The sequence below is a fragment of the Sphingobium phenoxybenzoativorans genome, assembly GCF_001757355.1.
GTDB lineage: Bacteria > Pseudomonadota > Alphaproteobacteria > Sphingomonadales > Sphingomonadaceae > Sphingobium > Sphingobium phenoxybenzoativorans.
Map to the genome: position 1 here is coordinate 1 of NZ_MINO01000049.1, position 19998 is coordinate 19998.

Consider the following 19998-nt stretch of genomic DNA (forward strand, 5'->3'; position numbering starts at 1 on the left):
TTCGAGGACTATACTCTCAAATTTCCAATCGAGAGCATTGGCGGAGCTGTAAAGGCTTGTAGCCTGTCGCTCTGGGCTGACCGAGCAGGTGGTCATTAGCCAGCGTCCCTCAACATGACTAATTCTCGCATCCTCAACGCCATAACATTGCCAATTTCCGGCTGGAGCGATTACGCGATCATAATGCACTGCCTCGACACGCAGACCATCGGGGGACAATTCAACAGGGAGTAGCCAGGACAGGGATGTCAAAGCCAAAGTCTTCCAGTTGGCTTGGTTCAAGCTGAATGCTCTCGGGTCCGATATATCGACGCTATCGAGGGGCCAAGCGTCGCATACATAGCTCCCGTCAGTAAAACGGATGCTATGAATATATCCATTTTCTACGGGGTTTCGTAATGCTTCGGCAATGCGGACCATCATCAGCAAATTGCCATTCGCCAGTCTTGTCAAACCAGGATTGAACGCGCCCAGCACATAGGTCTCGCGATCGAGATAGCCCGCCAGGGGGGAATGCGAGAGATCAACATCCTCTGGCCCAAATATCAACTGATCGACGGGAAAGCGCAAAGTTTATCCTAGGAATTTTGAGGGATGCCGATGATCTTGCGACGTTGGCGGCTGAGGACCGCACCGTAAGTCTTTATCCAAGTCCGACCGGTGATAGCGCTTCTGCGGCCGCCGCATGGAGAATGCCGATGAAGATATATCATGTACCAAGCAACGCTCCACCTTGCGATGGGATGCAATTCATCAATCACAATAATCAGAGGATATGGCGCGCGAGCGCATCGCAATCCTTCACGGCCGGCGCCTTCTGAACCGAAGTCTGGTCCTTCTTGCCCATACCCAAAGATTGGCCGATGGATTTGCCGAACGCCTTGAGAACTGAACCAGGCGTGATCTTGCTTCCCGGCGGTGTTCCAGCAGCGCTAAGCGTTGGTGCTGAAAAGCTCCCGCCCACAGCGATCGGATCTACAAGGCGTAACGCGCTTGGATCCTTTGATCGGCTCCTAATCGTCAGAGCGATTCTTTCTGATGCGAGAGAGATTGTTCCTCGTCCTTCACCTGTGGAAATGGCAGTATCGACAATGAAAGGTGATGGAGTCATCACGCCGCTTTTTGCGTCGAATGCTACGGCGAGGCAGCGAAGCGGCACATCGGCATCGCGCTCTTTTAATGCTGTCCCGATCGCTCTCCCAAGATCTTGACCCAGCACGGCCGCAAATATGCGCTTTATTGTGCCGTCCTTTACAAGCAGACCGGCACGGCCATCCGATCGCGACAGCGCCTCACGAATTGTGTCACCAACTCCGGACAATTTCACGCGTCCGCGCAGCGGTCCGGTGACGTCGGTTGAGCCGACAAGCGTTTCAAGACGACCATTTTCAAAGGCCAGATCGATTGAAAGCCGGGGGTGTTTGACATTGCCCCGCTGGTCGATCTGCAGATTGCCACGCATGTGTCCGCTCGACATGTCTGCGACAATATTGCTGACCTTCAAAAGCTTGCTCTCCAGGCTGATCACACCTTTGAGCGACCGGAAGGCAGAATTTTGCAGGAGTAATTTGTCAGCGCGAAATTTGATGATCCCGTCAGTTGGTCCCACTTTCGAAATGTTGATCCTTGTGTCTGGTATCACGCGTTGGCCAATTTTCGCTTCAATAGCCCGCGCTTCCGCCTGGCCCTTCATGTCTGAAAGGTCATCAAAGTCCAAAGCGGCAAAGTGCACAACAGCATCGATCTTTGACCGTCCATCCCGCTTGAGCACTGAAGCGCGCGCGTCTAGCGGCGAGCGACCAATGCGGCCCCGCAAGCGATCGACAAACCAATCCCGGTTCTCATGTCGAACTTTGGCTGTAAAATCGATGGGCCGCGAACCAAAGAGGCCTGCCTCGATGATATCATCCAGATATTGAAGGCTTGGCGCCTTTGCATGAATGTCCAGGGCCATTGAGCGGGAATTCAAAGGACCGTTCATTCGGCCGCGCGCAACGAGGTTGAGTAGCGATGAGGCCATTTCCACTCTGATCGGATAGGTCTCGCTGCCGGCGCGGTCCATAAGCCTGCCACCCGATAATAGGAATGTGGCAGGCGCATTATGAAAATGACCCCGCGCCTCAATACGCAATCCCCTCTCATCTGATACGAGAGAACCCTTCAGCCCGAGAGACCGCTTGTCGTCTCGCAAAGACAGTTGCCCTTCAGATATGACAAGTTTTGTAAGTAGATTGGGCTTGTGGCTGGGACCCGCCGCAGTTTCCCGACCTTCCCAATTCGACCGTCCGTTAACATCGCGGATGAGGTCAAGCTTTAGACCGTGCGCGACCAGGCTGTCAGTTTGAACCCCGCCGCTCGCCAATGATGCCAATATGGGGACACGCGCCTCCACCCTTCGCGCACGAACCATCTTTCCTTGTCCGGCCCATGGCGGCTGAGCAACGGCCAGATCATCGATAAAGATCGTGGGAGCTAAAGATAGCCATTCGCGGCGTTCGATCCTACCGATCGAAACTTTGGCGCCCAGGCTGTTTTCAAGCAGCGCCTCTATGGGACCCTTGAGCACAGCAAGAGGAAAGGCTGCGAGGATTGCCAGCATCAGGGCGGTAAGGGCGCCCAAAGCCATCACACTCCAGACGATCCAGCGCTGTTGGCTTCCACCCGGTCCCGTTGTCATCGCCATTGAACGCGCGCGCCGCACATGTGTTTCGCAAGGCTCGTATGCCGATCCACAGGTAATATATTGCTGGGCTGCTGGTCACAATCGTACTGATCCTGATCAACTTGCGGACCTTCTGGGGATTTGGAGCACTTTTGTCTTGGTCAGGATACGACGTTACCAAGCATAACAGGAGAGTTCCATGAGCATCAAAGGTGAAGTCAAGGAAGCCGCCGGCTATATAAAAGAAGAAGCCTATGAGCATGGCAAGTCGGCAAAATCGCGTGAGAAAGCGCAGGAGGGTCGCGATCTTCGCAACGAAGGGCGGATGGAGGACGGCAAAGCCCCCAAAACGGCCGAACCAGGTAGCCAGAAGCGCGACTGACTTTGCGAACCCCCGCTATGGCGGGGGTTCTTATGAATATTCTACAATTTTGCTGCTTGGAGAGATTAAGACAGTTTTTTGTTCGTATACTCGGCGCGCATCATTGGTTCAGAAAAGCTGTGCTATATAATTCTGAAACGACATAGGCGTCTCCGGCTATTCTGCTGGCTCACAGGTCAGTTCCGAGACGGGTGCGACCATGCCTGATGCATTGGCCATTCTTCCCATTGTCCAGTTACGATGCATACGAACCTTGGGGTTGGGAGCGCACCAGATTTCGCCCGTCTCGTTGATGGCGGTGACCCAAATCAAATTATGCTCCTGACCATAGTCGATCACGGCAAAGGCGTAACCAGAACCGCGATCGATAATATCGACCGGAATCGGCGGATTTAGCTGGGTGAACATATAGCGCTCCTTTAGCGAGGAGACGATCCAAGGCCGGTCAAGTTTCGCATACTGATTTCGATCATCACGAATCTTGGTCGTGTTTGATGATAGGCGCACCTCCTCTGCGCTGGTCATTGTTCGCCAAGCTGGATTTTTTCATGACTTGCATGGCCAGTTGCTTGCGGGCCTCTCCTGCCGCCTCGATCAGCCGGCCACCCGTCTCTTCTGCAGCATCTGCCGTCAAGGACATTGCAACGCCATTCGGGCCGCTCACTTGCACCTCTCCCCGGTCCGCAACTACATTGCTGGGCTCATCGTGCAGTCGGCTGTCCATGTCGTCCTCATCAGCAGCACTAAAAGGGGGCTGTTAGAGCGAAAAAGGGATGTGGAGCATTCTGGTTCCCATTCCCACTAATCAAGATTAAACTCCTTCCGGTCCGTTTGATTTGTAATCTCAGCCGCTTGGACTCACGCGAAAAGTCACACTAGGATGGCTCGATGGTGGATATCGCAATGAAGCCGATTCATGCTGCTGGATGATTTTTTGCGAGGGAGAAGGCGCGACCGGCTCTCGCATGATGACCTGGAAATCCTTGAAGCGTCAGTGAGTCACGTCAAGGATCTCAAGGCGCGATCCACGTTGATATTGAAAGGCGAACCTGTCCAGTTCAGCACCTATCTCATTGACGGTTTCATGTGCCGCTACATGGATGACCGCGATGGCGAACGGCAACTGGTCGCTGTGCATGTGGCTGGCGACTTCGTCGATCTGCATGGCTATCCCCTTGAACGTCTGGACCATGACATCGCGACACTTACTGCATGCCGGGTCGCTCTCGTGCCGCGCGACCGGATCAACTGGATTATGGAAGAGCGGCCAATCCTTGCCAAACAGCTATGGTTCAGCACGCTTCTTGACGCTGCCATGCACCGGGAATGGATTTTCCGGTTGGGCCGTCTTGATGCGGTGAGCCGTGTCGGCCATTTCTTTTGCGAAATGGAGGCAAAGCTACGTGCTGTCGGTAGAAGCGACGGGCAGATGTTTACGTTGCCAATGACTCAGCCTGATCTGGGCGAGGCTTGCGGCATGACGCCAGTCCATATGAACCGCATGCTCCGCGAGCTCAAAGAACGCCGGCTTATGAGTTTTACTGCCGGTAAAGTTATCATGCATGATCGCGCAGCTCTTGCAAAACTCAGTGAATTCGACCCCTCCTATCTTTTCATCGAAAGCGCCGCCTAGTTATTGCGATTTGCGGGAAGGGAGAAGTAACTGCCTAATTCGCGCACATATGGCAGTTATTCGAGATCACCGATGGACGGCCAGAGCTGGGAGACATCTTCCTCGAAACGATTGTGCGTTCCTGCGTAAAAAAGATGTGGAACATTGGTTTTGTCCACAGGTTCTGAAAACGGCGTACCTCGACTGGAATGACGCAACGCTTTCGGAATGGAGACACTTTATGTTTCGATGGGCCATAATATTTGCCGTTGTCGCAGTGGTTGCTGCGCTTCTGGGTTTTGGCGGTGTGGCAGGTCTCTCTGCGGACCTCGCGAAGCTTTTTCTGGTGGTAGCGGCTATTGTCTTGGTGATTGGCTTTCTGTTTGGCCGGGGAACGAGAGTCCCCTGATCAGTTCGCCGCTTATTAGATCAGGATATATCCAGAAACCGGACGAGCGGAATAAACGAAAGAATGTGAGGCGGCGCTTATTTTACGCCGTCTCACGATTTAAACCGCGCCATCGCCACCCGATAGGATCAACTCGCCAATAGTTTCCTCGGAATGGTCACAGGCCGTAACGCCGAAAAAGTCCCATGACGACCATCCAACGCATCAGTCCTTGGCAAGTGCGCCAGCCTTATGTGCCGCGTGCTTGCCCTCGTCGGTTTCGACCAGATATTCGGGATTATGCCGCGATGCCGAAACCTGATGACCTTTGATCCTGGTCCGCCCGGTAAGTTTCCTGATAACTTTGCCATGGGCTTTGCCGCCATGGCTTTCCCATCTGACCCTGGTGCCTTGCCGGAGTGATTTCGCCATGATGCGCCTCAGCCGTTAATGATTGTACCGCCATTGGGGTGAAGCACCTGTCCCGACATATAGCTCGCATCCTCGCAAGCCAGGAACAGGAATGCAGGCGCAACTTCGTTGGGCTGACCGGGCCGACCCATCGGCGTGCTTTCGCCAAAATGTTCAAGCTTATCGGGGCTCGCGCCGCCGCAGGGATTTAGCGGTGTCCAGATCGGACCTGGCGCCACGGCGTTGACGCGAATGCCCTCACCAATAAGATTTTCAGACAGCGAACGCGTAAATGCTGTGATCGCGCCTTTGGTCGAGCTGTAATCCAGCAATTCCTTGCTGCCCTGATACATGGTGACACTGGTGCAGTTGATGATGGCGGCGCCCGATTTGAGATGCGGACGGGCCGACTGGATTAGAAAAAACATGCCAAAAATGTTGGTTTGAAAGGTGCGGCGCAGTTGCTCCTCGGTGATGCCGGTGATGTCCTTGTCAGGATGTTGCTCGCCGGCATTATTGACGACGATCTCGACGCGACCGAACGCCTGAAGCGTCCTCCTTACTATTTCGTCGCTGAAATCTTTCTCTCCAATATCGCCCCGAATGGTAATCGCCCGGCGGCCTTCGGCCTCAACTATCCTCTTAGTCTCGGCGGCGTCGTCATCCTCAAGGAGATATACAATCACGATGTCACAGCCTTCGCGGGCGAACAGTGCGGCTACCGCACGGCCGATACCGCTGTCCGCGCCGGTTATGATTGCGACCTTATCCTTAAGCCGGTTCGAACCCTCATAGCGTGGTTGCCATTCGGGTTTGGGGGCCAGCTTGCTCTCATGGCCCGGCAACCGGTCTTCATGAACCATCTCTGTTGTCTCGGTCATCATGGTATCTCCTTTGAACGAGAGAACCCTTCCGGCGTCAAAGAGTTCTCATGGGAGTGATCGGATGATCGCATTTGCGCGGTGGCCGACGGCGAAGGAGACGATCGATGCCGCTCAAGGCCCTTACCCCATCTCCCGCGATCGTTTCGGAACCGATTGATAGTGTCGCCGTTTTCAAGGTGTCTTCGGTGATCCTCCGGGACGGGGCATTTCGGCCGCAGCACTTGATGGAACAATCGTGACGACAGTCTCTTTTGCACTCACCGGAGTTGATGGTCTCGATAACATTCTCGCCGGTGGCCTGTCCCGTGGCCGTGTCTTTCTCCTCGAAGGCAGCCCCGGCACCGGGAAGACAACGATCGCCACACAATTCTTGAACGAAGGTGCCGCAAGCGGCGAGCGCTGCCTTTACATTACTCTGTCCGAAACCGAGGATGAGATGCGTGAGGGCGCCAGATCCCACAGTTGGGATCTTGATGGCATTGAGATTTTTGAACTCATTCCGCCGGAAAATCTGCTCGACGAAGAGCAGCAGCAGAGTCTGCTTTACTCGTCCGACCTGGAACTGGGCGAGACGACGCGACGCATTTTCGAAGCTTTCGACCGCGTAAAGCCGGACCGGGTCGTCCTCGACAGCCTGTCTGAGATCCGCCTGCTCGCGCAAAGCTCTCTACGTTACCGGCGCCAGATCCTTGCGCTGAAGCATTTTTTCTCGACGCAGAAAGCGACGGTGCTGATGCTCGACGATCTCACTGCGGACACGGCAGACAAAACTGTCCACAGCGTCGCACACGGCGTGGTGCGGCTGGAGGAGCTTTCGCCCAACTATGGTTCGGAGCGTCGCCGACTGCGGATCATCAAATATCGTGGGCGCCGCTTTAGGGGCGGCTACCACGATTTCGTGATCGAAACAGGCGGGGTGCGTGTGTTTCCGCGTCTGGTGTCAGCGGAACACAAGACGGACTTCAGCCGTGATATCCTGACCAGCGAAAATGCGGAACTCGACGCATTGCTGGGCGGCGGTGTTGAACGTGGATCAAGTATCCTGGTGCTGGGGCCTGCGGGAACCGGCAAATCCCTTCTTACGTTAATCTTTGCAGTCGCAGCGATATCAGGCGGTGAACGCGCGGCCATGTTCGTATTCGACGAAGAAATCGGCTTGCTGTTCAATCGCGCCAAGAGCCTCGGCATCGACATGCAGGCGCTGGTAGATAACGGCAGCCTCATCGTCGAACAGGTCGATGCGGCAGAATTGTCCCCTGGGGAATTTTCCCAGCGTGTTCGGACGTGCGTCGAACAGCATGCCGTGCGAACTGTCATTGTCGATAGCCTGAACGGATATCGCGCGGCGATGCCGGAAGAAAATGGGTTGATTCTTCATATGCACGAACTGCTGCAATATCTGAACCGCCAAGGCGCGACGACCTTCTTGACCGTGGCTCAGCATGGTTTGGTCGGTGACATGAAGGCCCCGGTCGATGTCACCTATCTCGCCGATACTGTCATACTGCTGCGGTATTTCGAGGCGTTGGGCCGGGTGCGGCGCGCAATCTCGATCATCAAGAAGCGCACCGGCGTTCACGAGGACACGATCCGCGAATATAGGATTGGCAGTTATGGCATAAGGCTCGGAGAGCCGTTGGCCAGCTTCCAAGGCGTGCTGCGTGGCGTGCCGACATTTATCGGCGGCGACAATTCATCTGCGCTTCTTGAAGATGAGCGTCGGTGATTCCCCATCTCTCAGAGCGTGCGGTCATATTGGCTCCTCATGGTCGCGACGCCGCGATTGCCGCTACGATCTTCTACGACGCAGGCCTGCGATCGACGACTGCACATTCCATCCCAGAACTCGTCGCCGAGTTGGTGCAAGGCGCGGGCTTTGCCTTAATTGTGGAAGAAGGTCTGCGCACCGCAAATCTCAACCCGCTCGCGGCATGGCTTTCCAGCCAGCCTGAATGGTCCGATTTTCCGTTCATTCTGCTAACGCAGCGCGGGGGCGGCATCGAGCGTAATCCGGCTGCAAAGCGGCACTTAGACGTCCTCGGCAATGTCACCTTCCTCGAACGGCCGTTCCATCCGACCACGCTCGTCAGCCTGGCACAATCCGCGCTGCGTGGCCGCCGACGTCAGTATGACGCGCGTACGCGCCTCGAAGAATTGCGCCGTGGCGCTGATCGATATCGATCCTTGTTCAACTCGATCGATGCCGGTTTCTGCATTATCGATATGGTGTTCGATGACGCAGGGCGGCCGGTCGATTATGTGTTCATCGAGGCAAATCCTGCATTCGAACGGCAAACCGGCCTGAAGGATGCCGTCGGGAAATCCATGCGGTCGCTTGTTCCCGCTCACGAGCAACATTGGTTCGACATCTATGGGAGGGTTGCGCTCACCGGGGAGCGTTTGCGCTTTGAGCAGCACGCGGAGGCGCTTGGGGATATCTGGTACGACGTATATGCGTTTCGGGTGGGCGAGCCTGAGGCGGAGCGCGTTGCGATCCTGTTCAACGACATCTCCGAACGACGAAATATGGAGGTCGCGCTCCGTGAGAGCGAAGAGCGCCTGCGCAGACTTAACGAGACGCTGGAGGAAAGGGTGGTCGAGCGCACGCGCGCGCTGGAACTCGCTCAAGAAGCGCTGCGCCAGTCTCAGAAACTGGAATCGATGGGTCAGTTGACCGGCGGCGTCGCGCACGACTTCAACAATCTGCTGACACCGATCGTCGGCAGCCTCGATTTGCTCATGCGCCGCGGATTCGGCAACGACCGGGAAAAACGGTTGATAGAAGGTGCTGCGCAATCCGCCGAGCGTGCACGCACGCTTGTGCAGCGGCTACTCGCTTTCGCACGTCGACAGCCGCTTCAGGCGACGGCTGTCGATATATCCGCGCTAGTCGAGGAAATGCGCGACCTGATCGTCAGCACCTGTGGTCCGCGCGTGAAAGTGACACTCGATCTGGCTGAATCGCTACCGCCGGCGCACGCCGACGCAAACCAGATCGAGATGGCGCTGCTCAACCTTTCCGTGAACGCGCGCGATGCGATGCCCGATGGCGGCTCTCTGATCATTCGCGCCATTAAAGACACCGTGACGGCGGAAAACGTGGCCAAGCTTGCGCCCGGTTCCTATGTCCAGTTGAGCGTTGCGGACACTGGATCGGGCATGAGCGCGGAAACGATTGCCAAAGCCATCGAGCCATTCTTCACCACCAAGGGTGTCGGCCAAGGGACCGGCCTCGGACTGTCGATGGTCCACGGCCTTGTCGCTCAATTGGGCGGTGGGTTGCTGATCGAGAGCGAGATCGGAGCTGGTACCTGCATCAAGCTCTGGCTTCCGGTCACTGACAAGCTTCCTGAGCGACAACATGCGCCCGAGGTCGCGTTCGATGCCAGCCGCCGCGGCACGGCAATGGTGGTCGATGACGAGGATCTGGTACGCGCGAGTACGGCCCATATGCTCGGCGAACTAGGCTATCTTGTGATCGAGGCCGGTTCGGCTGAGAATGCTCTCAAACTCTTTGAAGGAACAGAAACAATCGACTTGCTCGTGACCGATCATCTGATGCCAGGGATGACTGGCACCGAGCTTGCGAAGCGCGTTCGCCTCACAAACCCGGAGACGCAGGTGCTCGTGATATCTGGCTACGCCGAAACAAAGGGTATCTCACCCGACCTTCCGCGGCTGACAAAGCCTTTCAAACAAAGCGATCTGGCGCTGAGCTTGGCGCAATTGTGATCTTCCATCGGCCCGGCCGATGCCTTCTCATCCGTGCGGCCGCTATAAGTAAATTGCCATCGCGCCATGGCGTTTGACCCGCTAGACATGGCGTGGGTCCGGTCGATGGGAAGCATGCGTGAATCTGCAGCAACTGCATTATGTGGTCGAGATCGTCAGGCACGGGAATCACCTGTCCGCGGCGGCGGCGGCGCTCAGCATGTCGCAGCCGGGCGTCAGCCAACAGATACAGTTGCTGGAGCAGGAGCTGGGCCTGGAAATATTCTCCCGGACGCGCAACCGGATCAACGGGCTTACCGAGGCGGGGACGATCGTCCATTCGATCGCGCAGCGCATCGCCGTCAATCTGGGGGAATTGAAAACCCTGAAGGATCATATTGCGGGCGGCGATCGCGGCACGCTGACGATCGCGACCACGCACACGCCCGCGCGCTACCTGTTGCCGCATGTCGTCCGCCGCTTTCTGGCGCGCTATCCCGATGTGCGTCTGATCCTGCGGCAGGGGAATACGGAGCAGGTCTGCGCGCAGGTGGAGGCGGGGGAGGCCGATCTGGCGGTGAGCACGCAGGCGGGCGGCAGCTTTCCCAATCTCCTGCGCCTGCGGTGCCGCGACCTCACCTTCTGCGTGGTCGCACCGCCAACCCATCCGATATTGTCGGTGCCCGAACTGACATTGGAGGAAATCGTCCGCTATCCGCTGATCGCCTATGACGGGCATAACAAGGGGCTGAAAGTGTGGAAGGCCTTCGCCGCCGCCGGGCTGGAACCCAATATCGCCATGAGCGGCATGGATGCGGATCTGTGCAAGACCTATGTGCGGATGGGCCTGGGCATCGGCATCCTGGCGGGCCTCAGTTTCGACGCGGAGCGCGACCATGGGATCGAGGCGCGCGACGCCAGCATGGTGTTGCCGACCAGCGAGATCGGCGTTGCGCTGCGGCCCGGCACTTACCTGCACCCCTATCTGCTGGATTTCCTGGGATCGGTGGCTCCGCATCTGACGCCGGACGTCGTGCGGCGCGCGATCCGCGACTTTGATTCAGACCATGCGCTGGGGCCTTCTCCGGCCGTTTGACAGTGAAGACGTTCCGTGCGCCGGGGGCGGAAAATTAGGACGTATAAGGAAAAAAGCATAGCGGGCACCCATTCCATGCCTGTACCTTATCCAGAATAACGAGGAATTCAGCGACTTCACCACCTGCCTCGCACTATCCCATCATTCGACCGCGAAAGACGGGAACAAAATTGGAGGGGTAGATGCTGCGCATTTCGTCAACCAGACTATTTCTAGCCTGCAGCGTTGCAGCGAGCGCCATCGCCGCGCCTGCCGCTTGGGCGCAGGAGAAGGCCACTTCGGGTTCCGCCGCCGCTCAGGCCGTGCTGCCCCAGCAGGCGGATGCGGACGAGGCGCAGACGCAGGACATCGTGGTCACCGGCTCCCGCATCGTTCGCGACGGGTTCAACGCGCCGACGCCGATCTCCGTCATCGGCAAGGACCAGATCGAAAATCGCGCGGCGCTCAGCGTCGGCGCAGTGCTGCAGGAAACGCCGTCCTTCCGGCCGTCGCAAAACCCGTCCGCAGCGCGCACTTTCACCAATAGTGGCTATTTCGCCGATCTTCGCGGCCTGGGCGCGAACCGGACGCTGGTTCTGGTGGACGGACGCCGCTTCGTGCCGACGTCGAACGTCGGGACGGTCGATCTGAACATGATCCCGACATTCATGGTCGAGCGGAGCGAGGTCGTGACCGGCGGCGCATCCGCCGCCTGGGGTTCGGACGCTGTGGCCGGTGTCGTCAACGTCATCCTGAAACGGGATTTCGAGGGGCTGGACGGTCAGGCGCAGGCCGGTATTTCCGAAGAAGGCGATGGCTTCAACATGAAGCTGTCCCTGGGCGGAGGGCTGAAGTTCGCCGATGGCGCGGGCCATATCCTGCTGGGCGGCGAATATTCCAAGGACAAGGGCGTCGGCGACAATTATAATCGCGACTGGGGCCGCGAGGAATGGTGGTTCGTCTCCAACCCGAACTACGCCACAAACGGCCTCCCGGCCAGAATTTGGTCGAAGAATGTCCATTATTCCTCGCTGACTCCCGACGGCCTGATCACCACCGGTCCGCTGCGCGGCACGGCCTATACGCCAAGCGGCACGCCCTATCAGTTCAATTTCGGGCAGGTATGGGGCGACGACCAGATTGGCGGCGACAATTACGGCATCAGTTCCTGGACCGGCGTCAACATCAAGCAACCGCATGAGCGCATCGTGACGATGGGCCGGGTCCGCTATGAAACCGGCGACACAACCCTGTTCGCGGAAGGCAATTTTTCGAAGGTCGACTGGACGATACGGAATGTCGGCACCCGCAATTTCGGGTCCGCCGCGCCGAGCACCAGCGCCTTCACATCCATCGTCGTGCGGACGGACAACCCCTTCATCCCGGCCGAAACGCGCGCCGCGATCGACAATTACAACGCCACCCGCCCGGCGGGGACACCGGCGCTGACATCCTTCCAGTTCGGCCATTTCGGCACGGACAATCTGCAGCAGCTCGTCAGCAAGATGAATGAAACGCTGCGCGGCGTGGTGGGCGCGGAAGGGAAATTCGGCGACATCAAGTGGGACGTCTATGCCCAATATGGGCAAAACCGCTATGTCCGCGGCGTTGTCGGCCAGCGGCTGGAGGCGAATTGGCGGCGGGCCATCGACGTGACGACAATCACCCAGAACGGCATTTCCGTGCCGGTGTGCCGCGATCTGCTAAGCACCAATGCGCAGGTGCGGCAGGCCGCCGCGGGGTGCGTGCCCTATAATATCTTCGGCACGGACAATCCGACCGACGCCGCGAAAGCCTATATCACCGGCCTGTCCCTCCAGAGGCAGAAAACGACCCAGACGGTGCTGGCCGGAAACCTTCAGGCCGAGCCATTCTCCACCTGGGCAGGACCGGTTTCGATCGCGACCGGCGCTGAATATCGCCGGGAAACGCTGCGGTCGGTGCCCAGCCCATTAGAGGCAGCACGCGCCTTCTCCAGCGTCAACTCATCCTTCGTCGACGGCGCTTTCGACGTCACGGAAGGCTATGTCGAGGTGCTTGCGCCGTTGGCCCGCGATGCCGGCATATTCCAGCATCTGGATGTCAATGCGGCGGCGCGCTACGCAAAATATGGCCTGTCGGGCAGCGTATGGACATGGAAGGCGGGCGTGAACTGGTCGCTGAACGATGAGTTGCGACTGCGGGCCACACGCTCAAGGGATGTGCGCGCGCCCAACCTGACCGAACTGTTCGAACCAAGCCGTAACACCAACGCCCGCGTGCTCGATCCAGTGACCAGCTCCGCCTATACCGTGCGCACAGTCTCCGCCGGGAACCTCAACCTGCGGCCGGAGGTCGCCAATTCGCTGACCGCGGGTCTGGTCTATCAGCCAGCCTGGGCGCCCGGCCTGCAATTTTCCGCCGACTATTACGACATCGACATTGATGGCGTGATCAGCACGTCGCAAGCGCAGGTCATCCTCGACGCCTGTATCGCGGGCAATGCCGACCGCTGCGCCCTGATCACCCGGCCGAACCCGGCGGGCGTCATCACGGAAATGTCCACGCCCTATCTGAACCTGAACCGGTTCCAGACCAGCGGTGTCGACTTCGAGCTGTCCTATCGCATGCCGCTGTGGACCGGAAATCTGAGCGCCCGCGTTCTGGCGACCTATGTGTGGGACTTCACGCTGACCGACGCCACCGGGGCGGTCGACCGGTCGGGCGAGAATCCGACGCCGATCAACAGTGCGCCGACGGGCGTCGTCGACCTGACGGTCAATGCGACGCTGGCCTATGAAACCGACAATTACGGTGTCAACCTGCAGGCCCGCTATATCAACGGCGGCAAGGTGGCGGCCGACGCGGTGCCCGGAACCGCGACCAGCGTGAACATCAACCACATTCCCAGCCGGGTATATTTCAACCTGGGCGGCAAGGTCTCTCTGTTCAGCGACCAGGAGAAGGACCGGAAGATCGAATTGTTCGCGACGGTGGACAATGTGCTCAACACCGATCCGCCTTTCCCCTCCTTCGACGGCACCTATTATGATCTGGTCGGCAGAGCCTATCGCGGCGGCATCCGGGTCCGGTACTAAGTTGTAAAAGACGCAGCGTTTCAGGAGAAAGATGATGGGTATCAGGGCGGCTGCACTAACGGGCATTGCCGCCCTGGGGCTTTTCGGGTGCGCGCCTGGGACATCGCCTGCCGATACACCGCCGCCACCGCCATCCCCTCTGGCGGTGTTTGGGCATAGTTCGGTCCTTGAATTTGGCCCGCTGCTATGGGCGGCCAAACAAGCCGGCCCCGGCGCCGTCGTCACGGCGAGCGGCGGTGTCCCAAATCTTTGGAATGCGCCGGACCCGCAACTGGGCGGATCGGTGCGGGGGCATGCGGCGGGAAGCCCGCCCCCGGCCAATAACGGCCTTGCCGATCTGGCGGGCAATGCAGAGACCCAGGTCCTGCGCATGTCGCTGCGCTACCCCGATGTCCGCATAATCCTGACGGTGACGGAGGGGCTGTACCGCGTTGTCGCGCGCCGCTCGTCGGGCATCGCATCTCTTGAGGATCTGAAAGGCAAGCGGATCGCGGTGTTCGCGAACACCTCCGCCGCCTTCTATCTGCACAAGATATTGCAGAAGGCGGGCATGACTGAAGCCGATGTGACCATCGTCCCGCTGACCGCGAGCGCGGGAGCCAATGCGGTGATCGCGGGTGAGGTCGATGCGCTGGCGACATGGGAACCGGAATCGGAACGCGCGGCCATCGCGCTGGGCGACAATGGGGTCAGCTTCCATCCGCCGGTCTACCGGGAAATTTATAACCTCAACGCCCGCGCCTCGACGCTCGTCGACCCGGTGAAGCGCAAGCAGGTGGTCGCATTCGTCCGCGAACTGATCTCCGGCTGCCGCGCCGCGCGGGAAACGCCGGGAGAGATGCAGGCGATGCTGGCCGAAAGGAGCGGCCATGACCTCGACCTGATCCGCGCGTCATGGGTGCATCACCGCTTCCCCTGCGACTTGCCCGGCGACCTGCTCGACGTCATGGTCGAGGAGGAGAAATGGCTTGCCGCGGCGCAGGGGCGCACGCCCCGTGAGCGCAGTGCGCTGGCGCCGTTGATCGATGAAAGCATATTGAAGGAAGCGATGCAGCGTCCCTAGGATCGGGGCGCTTTACAGGGCTGGATCGACATCCAGCCTCACCACGCCCGCCGCATCGGCGCGGACCAGCGGGTAGCGCGTGAGCACCAGCGGGTCATGGCCCGGAATGATGTGATTTTCCGAACTGGCGAGTTCGCGCATCCGGTCAAAGCCGAACAGCATATCGGTCATGCTGTCGAAGGACGGGAAGGGGCGCGCCTGCTCAAAATTGGCGTAGAGGTGGGCCGCGTCGGAACCGAGCACGACCCAGCCCCGCTTCGTCTTGACGCGCACCACTTGAAGCCCGCGTGTGTGGCCGCCGACCCGATGCAGCGTCAGCCCTGGCGCAAGTTGGCTGTCGCCATCGTGAAACTGGAGCCTGCCGTCGAACAAGCGGCCGACCATCGCCTGGACGTCGCCCAGTTCATAGGCGTGGCTGAGGCTGGGGTGGCACATGCAGCGGCCGGTGCAGTAACCCATTTCCGCGTCCTGCAGATGGTAGCGGGCCTGCGGGAACATGGCGTGATTGCCCGCATGATCGAAATGCATGTGGGAGATGATGACGTCGCTGACGGTGGCGGCGTCGATGCCGATGGTTTTTAGACCCTCGTTGACCGGGCGCACCAACTGCCGGTTCCGTTTCGCGCCCATGGCGGCATCGAATCCTGTGTCGAGCACATAGGTCCGGTCAGGCCCGACAATGGCCCAGACGAAATAATCGAGCGGCATGGGGCGGTCGTGCGGATCGCCGCCGACGAAATTGGCCGAAGCGTTCCGGTCATGATGGCCGTACTGGACGGCGTAAACTTCGTAACAATCTTCCAACGGTGCAACTCCCATGGCCGCCCTGCGCCTGTTCAGCCTATTTCAACGCCGGCCCATTGTTCCACAACCCGCGCCATCATGGTGAAGTCGGCTTCGGGGCCGAACTGGGCGGCGGTGATGTTGAGCATCGTCTTGGACAGGTTGCCCAGCATCATCGGCACGCCCAGAGCCTCGGCCTCCTCAAGGCAGAGCCGGACGTCCTTGAGCGAAAGGCCGGTCGCAAAGCCGAAGTCGAAGGTGCGTGTGACCACGGCGCGCGGGAATTTATCCTTGGTGGCGCTATTCTGTCCGCTGGAGGCGTTGAGCACGTCCAGCATCACTTTCGGATCGAGGCCGGCCTTTACGCCCATGGCCATGCCCTCCGAAGTGGCGGCGAGCGCAACGACGGACATGATGTTGTTGACGAGCTTCATCGTCTGCGCCTGGCCCGGCTTGTCGCCCACAGTGATGACCTTGCCGAACAGCGCCAGCAGAGGCGCAACCTCGTCGCGGATTTCCGGGGCGGCGGCGAGCATGAGCGTCAGCTTCGCGTTCAGCGCACCGGCCCGGCCGCCACTGACGGGCGCATCGGCAAACGCCTTGCCGCCAGCGGCGAGCAGGTTGCCGGCATCGATCGAGGCGCGCGATCCGATTGTCGACAGGTCAACCACGATCCGCGCCTGAGTCCCGGCAAGCTGCGCGGCGACATCGCGGACGATCTGCGGGGAGGGGAGGCTGGTGAAGATGATGTCGGACCGGTCGCCGACTTCGATCACGCTCTCCACGGCCGATCCGCCCGCCGCCGCGAAATCCGCCCGCGCCGCTTCATTGATGTCGCAGGCGACCACGGCATGGCCCGCCTTCACCAGATGCGGCGCCATGGCGCTACCCATGCTGCCCAGGCCGATGAATCCCAATTTCCGGCTTTCTTCCATCAAATGCTCCATTTGAAAGTTCGCTTTTTCAGCGCGCCAGCCATCCGCCTTCTATAGGCAGAATGGCTCCGTTCATATCCGTGCCGGCCGGGCCGCACAGCAGCATCAGCACATCCGCCACGCTGTCCGTGTCGACGAAGCGGCCGCTGGGTTGCTTGCCGTCGAGAAAGCGGACCTCCGCCTCCGGCCGGGTCAGGCCCTCCTCCGTCATCATCTGGTCGAGCCGGTCGGACCATAAGGGGGTCAGGACCGAGCCGGGCATCAGGGCGTGGCATGTGACCGGCCCGCCCGCCGTTTCCAGCGCAATGGCCCTGGTCAGCCCCTGAATCGCGGTTTTCGTGGTGACATAATCCACGCGGTTGACCGTCCCGCGATAGCCATAGACCGACGTCATGTTGAATATGCGGCCATATTGCGCGTCCCGCATCCCCGGCAGGACCATTTGCGTGGCGAGAAAGGCGGCAGTGACGTTGACCGCCAGCGCCTCATTCCATCTCTCGATCGGGAAATCCTCAATACAGGCGAAATGGCGGACGACGGCGTTGTTTATCAGGATGTGGACGGGGCCAATGGTTTCGCCGCTATATTGCACCATGGCGCGGACGGCGGACGGCTCCCGCAGGTCTGCGCGGCAATAGGCGGCGCGCACGCCGAACTCATCCTCAATCGCCTGGCCAAGAGGTTTGATCATTTCGGGGTCGTCCAGGCCGTGGAGGACGATGTTTGCCCCGGCCGACGCCAGCTTCCGCGCCATGGCCAGCCCCAATCCGCCGACAGAGCCGGTAATGAGCGCGTTGCGGCCGGCAAGGCTTCGGACTTCAGTCATGATCCGTCACCGTCAGTTCGGTCAGATGCGCGACGCTATCGAGCCGGTCCAGGGAGAGGGCGGCGTCGACGATGCTCGCCGCACTTTCACCGGAAAGCGTTCCGTCAACATTCTCCGTGAATTTGGCGACGATTTCCTGCGTGGTCATCGGGTTTTGGAATGAACCCCGATTATGCTCCTCTATTTCCTCCACTATCGCGCCATCGGTCAGTTCCACCGCGACCACTCCCTTGAATTGCTCCGGGCCGGGCAGCGACGGGTCCACGCGATATTCGACGCGCTGCGTCAGGCCGAGGATGGTCTCATCGCGCAGGGCGTCCGCCTGATAGCCTTGCTTGCCGAGCTTGCCGCGGACCAGCGCTTCGGCCAGCGTATATTGCAGGCTGACCCGGCCGTGGGAGTCGGTCAGCGGGCGCAACTTCTCGCTTTGCGGTTCGCAGACGATGCCGACGATATAGGGCGCGACATCGCAGCGGATCTTGCGGATATGTTCGGGCAGCAGGCTGTGGCGCTCGCGCAGCCGGAGCAGGGCGCTGATATAGGGATGGATCACATGCGCGGCGGGAAAGGGCTTGAACGATGCGTTCCGGCTTTCCCATGTATCGCCCAGGCCGTCGGTCAGCCGGTTCCAGTCGGGCGTGACATTGCTGTCCTGCAGATGAGAGGCGTAGAGGCCGAAGCGGCCCTCCAGCACTTCCAAAGGCCCGGTGACGCCCGATCCCGCCATCGTCGCGGCGGCTATGCCGCTTTGCGCCGCCCAGCCGGGGTGGAGAAATTTGGAGTGGGTGCCATCGACCCAGCACTGGATAAGCCCGGCGGCGAAGCTGCCGGTTATGCCCGCCGCGCAGATCATCTGCCGTTCGTCGAGGCCCAGCATCTTTGATGCCAGCCAACTGACGCCGAAGGGCGCGAACAGGCCCGATGGGTGAAAGCCCCGCTTGTGGAACTGGCCGGGAGCGAGGCTGCCCACCCGGCAGCTAATCTCATTGCCGATGGCGACGGCCAGGATCGCACCCCTGCCGCTGGCGTCCAGGCGATCGCCCAGCGCAAGCGCCGCCGCGACGGCCGGACTGCTCATATGCACGATGGATTCATTGTGGGTGTCGTCAAATTCCAGCGCCTGTGACAGCGCGCCGTTGACGAACGCGGCGCCGAGCATGCTCGCCGCGCCGTTCGTGCCCCACAGGCGGGCGTCGTTTCCGGGATACAGGCTGGAGGCGGATTGACGCACGGAACGGCCGAATGGACGCTGCCCGCCCGCGATCGACAGGCCGATAACATCGAGAACCCGCAATCTGGTCGCGGTCACAACATCTTCGGGCAGATCGTCAAAGCGTAGATTCCTTACCCAATCAGACAGTTTTTGCGATGCCCCAGTCAATCTTCACGCCCCTCCAGATCATATTTTAGTTACCGGTATCAAAAAATGAATACGATGCGTTTCCGTCCGGCACAAGTGCTTAGTTTGTGAAGCGTTGGGCGTGCATGGGCAGCGCCGGGCGTCCGCAAGGGCCGGCGGCGATCAACTTGGCAGGTTCCAGGATGTTACCGCCTCATCCTCAATTTCCACGCCGCTGACGGCGGCGACGCGCGCCAGCATCATGTAGATGCAGGCGATGATCATCATTTCGAAGATGGTCGACAGGCTGAAGCGCTGCCGCATCGCCTCCAGCGTTTCGTCCGATGGCGAAACATGGACGACCAGCTCGCTGACGAAGGTGCAAAGGCTTTTCTCGTCATCCGAAAAGACCGAGAAATCGCCTGTTTTCAGCGCATTCTGTTCTTCTTCCGTAACGCCGAGACCTGCGGCGATGCTCTCATGATGATAAATCTCATAGTCGGACTGCGACAGGTAGGCGACGCGAAGGATGATCAATTCCCGTAGGCGGGGTTCAATCGTGACATCGAAAATCGCGGCCCGGCCGAGAGCGCGCTGCGGCGCCCAGAACGGGTCAGGCGTGTGCATGACCATCCGGGAGATATTCAGCACCCTGCCGAAAGCGCCTGACAGGATTTCACGTTTCAGATCCGACAGGGTTTCGGGGGCGGGATATGGAATGCGTGGCACATCATCTCCTGTGTGTCTCTCTGGCTGTTGCCATGGGTCCACGGTTTCTCTGCGCGCCGACGATGTTGGTGCAGTCGGCTGAAACCCGCCTTTAGCGCCCTCACGGGCATTGAAGCACCAG

General features: G+C 59.5%; 20 protein-coding genes. 9 read left to right on the forward strand and 11 right to left on the reverse strand.

All coding sequences use genetic code 11. The features are described 5' to 3' along the window. The coding region (locus BHQ40_RS17900; RefSeq protein WP_494338027.1) for a glycoside hydrolase family protein at positions 1-570 on the reverse strand (570 nt) is incomplete at its 3' end. A 196-nt stretch (positions 571-766) separates the two neighbouring features. Then, a complete protein-coding gene (locus BHQ40_RS17905; protein ID WP_083277019.1) occupies positions 767-2683 on the reverse strand; it encodes an AsmA family protein in 1917 nt (638 codons plus the stop codon). A gap of 178 nt (positions 2684-2861) precedes the next feature. On the opposite strand from BHQ40_RS17905, the gene BHQ40_RS17910 reads away from it, so the two are divergent. Continuing rightward, a complete protein-coding gene (locus BHQ40_RS17910; protein ID WP_070157116.1) occupies positions 2862-3044 on the forward strand; it encodes a hypothetical protein in 183 nt (60 codons plus the stop codon). A 156-nt stretch (positions 3045-3200) separates the two neighbouring features. Here BHQ40_RS17910 and BHQ40_RS17915 read toward each other — a convergent pair whose 3' ends face one another. Together BHQ40_RS17915 and BHQ40_RS17920 are read right to left on the reverse strand one after the other, a co-directional pair. Next, positions 3201-3452 (reverse strand): hypothetical protein, encoded by a 252-nt coding sequence (locus BHQ40_RS17915; protein WP_070157117.1) that lies wholly within the window; start codon positions 3450-3452, stop codon positions 3201-3203. Between the two features lie 64 nt (positions 3453-3516). Then, positions 3517-3768 carry a hypothetical protein gene (locus BHQ40_RS17920; protein ID WP_070157118.1) on the reverse strand — a complete coding sequence of 84 codons (252 nt, stop codon included), beginning with the start codon at positions 3766-3768 and terminating at the stop codon, positions 3517-3519. 192 nt (positions 3769-3960) lie between these two features. On the opposite strand from BHQ40_RS17920, the gene BHQ40_RS17925 reads away from it, so the two are divergent. Continuing rightward, positions 3961-4677, forward strand: a complete 717-nt coding sequence (locus BHQ40_RS17925) for a Crp/Fnr family transcriptional regulator (protein WP_070157119.1) — start codon at positions 3961-3963, stop codon at positions 4675-4677. Positions 4678-4897: 220 nt separating this feature from the next. After that, on the forward strand, positions 4898-5065 hold the full coding sequence (locus BHQ40_RS17930) for a DUF1328 domain-containing protein (RefSeq protein ID WP_070157120.1): 168 nt from the start codon (positions 4898-4900) through the stop codon (positions 5063-5065). A 204-nt stretch (positions 5066-5269) separates the two neighbouring features. Here the strand turns inward: BHQ40_RS17930 and BHQ40_RS17935 are convergent, their stop codons facing one another. Together BHQ40_RS17935 and BHQ40_RS17940 are read right to left on the reverse strand one after the other, a co-directional pair. After that, the gene (locus BHQ40_RS17935) at positions 5270-5476 is read right to left on the reverse strand and encodes a hypervirulence associated TUDOR domain-containing protein (RefSeq protein ID WP_070157121.1); all 207 of its coding nucleotides are present in this window, start codon (positions 5474-5476) and stop codon (positions 5270-5272) included. 8 nt (positions 5477-5484) lie between these two features. Further along, entirely contained in the window at positions 5485-6336 is an 852-nt protein-coding gene (locus tag BHQ40_RS17940) for an SDR family oxidoreductase (protein WP_070157141.1), read from the reverse strand. Between the two features lie 107 nt (positions 6337-6443). Here BHQ40_RS17940 and BHQ40_RS26880 point away from each other — a divergent pair, with 107 nt between their 5' ends. The 6 genes from BHQ40_RS26880 (at position 6444) to BHQ40_RS17965 (ending at position 15265) form a co-directional block, all read left to right on the forward strand. Continuing rightward, complete coding sequence (locus tag BHQ40_RS26880; protein ID WP_290438438.1) at positions 6444-6578, forward strand: hypothetical protein; 135 nt, start codon at positions 6444-6446, stop codon at positions 6576-6578. Then, positions 6575-8065: an ATPase domain-containing protein gene (locus tag BHQ40_RS17945; protein ID WP_070157122.1), complete on the forward strand. Its 1491-nt coding sequence runs from the start codon at positions 6575-6577 to the stop codon at positions 8063-8065. Before BHQ40_RS26880 ends, BHQ40_RS17945 begins: the two co-directional genes overlap by 4 nt. Continuing rightward, entirely contained in the window at positions 8062-10071 is a 2010-nt protein-coding gene (locus tag BHQ40_RS17950; RefSeq protein ID WP_070157123.1) for a hybrid sensor histidine kinase/response regulator, read from the forward strand. Before BHQ40_RS17945 ends, BHQ40_RS17950 begins: the two co-directional genes overlap by 4 nt. A 118-nt stretch (positions 10072-10189) precedes the next feature. Further along, positions 10190-11146 (forward strand): LysR substrate-binding domain-containing protein, encoded by a 957-nt coding sequence (locus BHQ40_RS17955; RefSeq protein WP_070157124.1) that lies wholly within the window; start codon positions 10190-10192, stop codon positions 11144-11146. Between the two features lie 182 nt (positions 11147-11328). Then, entirely contained in the window at positions 11329-14202 is a 2874-nt protein-coding gene (locus tag BHQ40_RS17960) for a TonB-dependent receptor plug domain-containing protein (RefSeq protein ID WP_070157125.1), read from the forward strand. Between the two features lie 31 nt (positions 14203-14233). Continuing rightward, entirely contained in the window at positions 14234-15265 is a 1032-nt protein-coding gene (locus BHQ40_RS17965; RefSeq protein WP_083277021.1) for an ABC transporter substrate-binding protein, read from the forward strand. A gap of 12 nt (positions 15266-15277) precedes the next feature. Here the strand turns inward: BHQ40_RS17965 and BHQ40_RS17970 are convergent, their stop codons facing one another. The 5 genes from BHQ40_RS17970 to BHQ40_RS17990 all read right to left on the reverse strand — a co-directional run bounded on the left by BHQ40_RS17970 (position 15278) and on the right by BHQ40_RS17990 (position 19877). Then, positions 15278-16084 carry an N-acyl homoserine lactonase family protein gene (locus BHQ40_RS17970; RefSeq protein WP_070157127.1) on the reverse strand — a complete coding sequence of 269 codons (807 nt, stop codon included), beginning with the start codon at positions 16082-16084 and terminating at the stop codon, positions 15278-15280. 17 nt (positions 16085-16101) lie between these two features. Further along, positions 16102-16995 carry an NAD(P)-dependent oxidoreductase gene (locus BHQ40_RS17975; RefSeq protein ID WP_070157128.1) on the reverse strand — a complete coding sequence of 298 codons (894 nt, stop codon included), beginning with the start codon at positions 16993-16995 and terminating at the stop codon, positions 16102-16104. Between the two features lie 16 nt (positions 16996-17011). After that, positions 17012-17809 carry an SDR family NAD(P)-dependent oxidoreductase gene (locus tag BHQ40_RS17980; protein WP_070157129.1) on the reverse strand — a complete coding sequence of 266 codons (798 nt, stop codon included), beginning with the start codon at positions 17807-17809 and terminating at the stop codon, positions 17012-17014. Beyond that, positions 17802-19190, reverse strand: coding sequence for an MmgE/PrpD family protein (locus BHQ40_RS17985; protein WP_083277023.1), 1389 nt, complete (start codon positions 19188-19190; stop codon positions 17802-17804). The genes BHQ40_RS17980 and BHQ40_RS17985 overlap by 8 nt, the downstream gene beginning before the upstream one ends. A gap of 141 nt (positions 19191-19331) precedes the next feature. Then, complete coding sequence (locus BHQ40_RS17990) at positions 19332-19877, reverse strand: carboxymuconolactone decarboxylase family protein (protein ID WP_070157131.1); 546 nt, start codon at positions 19875-19877, stop codon at positions 19332-19334. Positions 19878-19998: the final 121 nt, after the last annotated feature.

Coding starts and splice junctions, on each gene's coding strand:
- BHQ40_RS17905 (WP_083277019.1), bottom strand. CDS start 2,683: ATGGCGATGACAACGGGACCGGGTGGAAGCCAACAGCGCTGGATCGTC.
- BHQ40_RS17910 (WP_070157116.1), top strand. CDS start 2,862: ATGAGCATCAAAGGTGAAGTCAAGGAAGCCGCCGGCTATATAAAAGAA.
- BHQ40_RS17915 (WP_070157117.1), bottom strand. CDS start 3,452: ATGTTCACCCAGCTAAATCCGCCGATTCCGGTCGATATTATCGATCGC.
- BHQ40_RS17920 (WP_070157118.1), bottom strand. CDS start 3,768: ATGGACAGCCGACTGCACGATGAGCCCAGCAATGTAGTTGCGGACCGG.
- BHQ40_RS17925 (WP_070157119.1), top strand. CDS start 3,961: ATGCTGCTGGATGATTTTTTGCGAGGGAGAAGGCGCGACCGGCTCTCG.
- BHQ40_RS17930 (WP_070157120.1), top strand. CDS start 4,898: ATGTTTCGATGGGCCATAATATTTGCCGTTGTCGCAGTGGTTGCTGCG.
- BHQ40_RS17935 (WP_070157121.1), bottom strand. CDS start 5,476: ATGGCGAAATCACTCCGGCAAGGCACCAGGGTCAGATGGGAAAGCCAT.
- BHQ40_RS17940 (WP_070157141.1), bottom strand. CDS start 6,336: ATGACCGAGACAACAGAGATGGTTCATGAAGACCGGTTGCCGGGCCAT.
- BHQ40_RS26880 (WP_290438438.1), top strand. CDS start 6,444: ATGCCGCTCAAGGCCCTTACCCCATCTCCCGCGATCGTTTCGGAACCG.
- BHQ40_RS17960 (WP_070157125.1), top strand. CDS start 11,329: ATGCTGCGCATTTCGTCAACCAGACTATTTCTAGCCTGCAGCGTTGCA.
- BHQ40_RS17965 (WP_083277021.1), top strand. CDS start 14,234: ATGATGGGTATCAGGGCGGCTGCACTAACGGGCATTGCCGCCCTGGGG.
- BHQ40_RS17970 (WP_070157127.1), bottom strand. CDS start 16,084: ATGGGAGTTGCACCGTTGGAAGATTGTTACGAAGTTTACGCCGTCCAG.
- BHQ40_RS17975 (WP_070157128.1), bottom strand. CDS start 16,995: ATGGAGCATTTGATGGAAGAAAGCCGGAAATTGGGATTCATCGGCCTG.
- BHQ40_RS17980 (WP_070157129.1), bottom strand. CDS start 17,809: ATGACTGAAGTCCGAAGCCTTGCCGGCCGCAACGCGCTCATTACCGGC.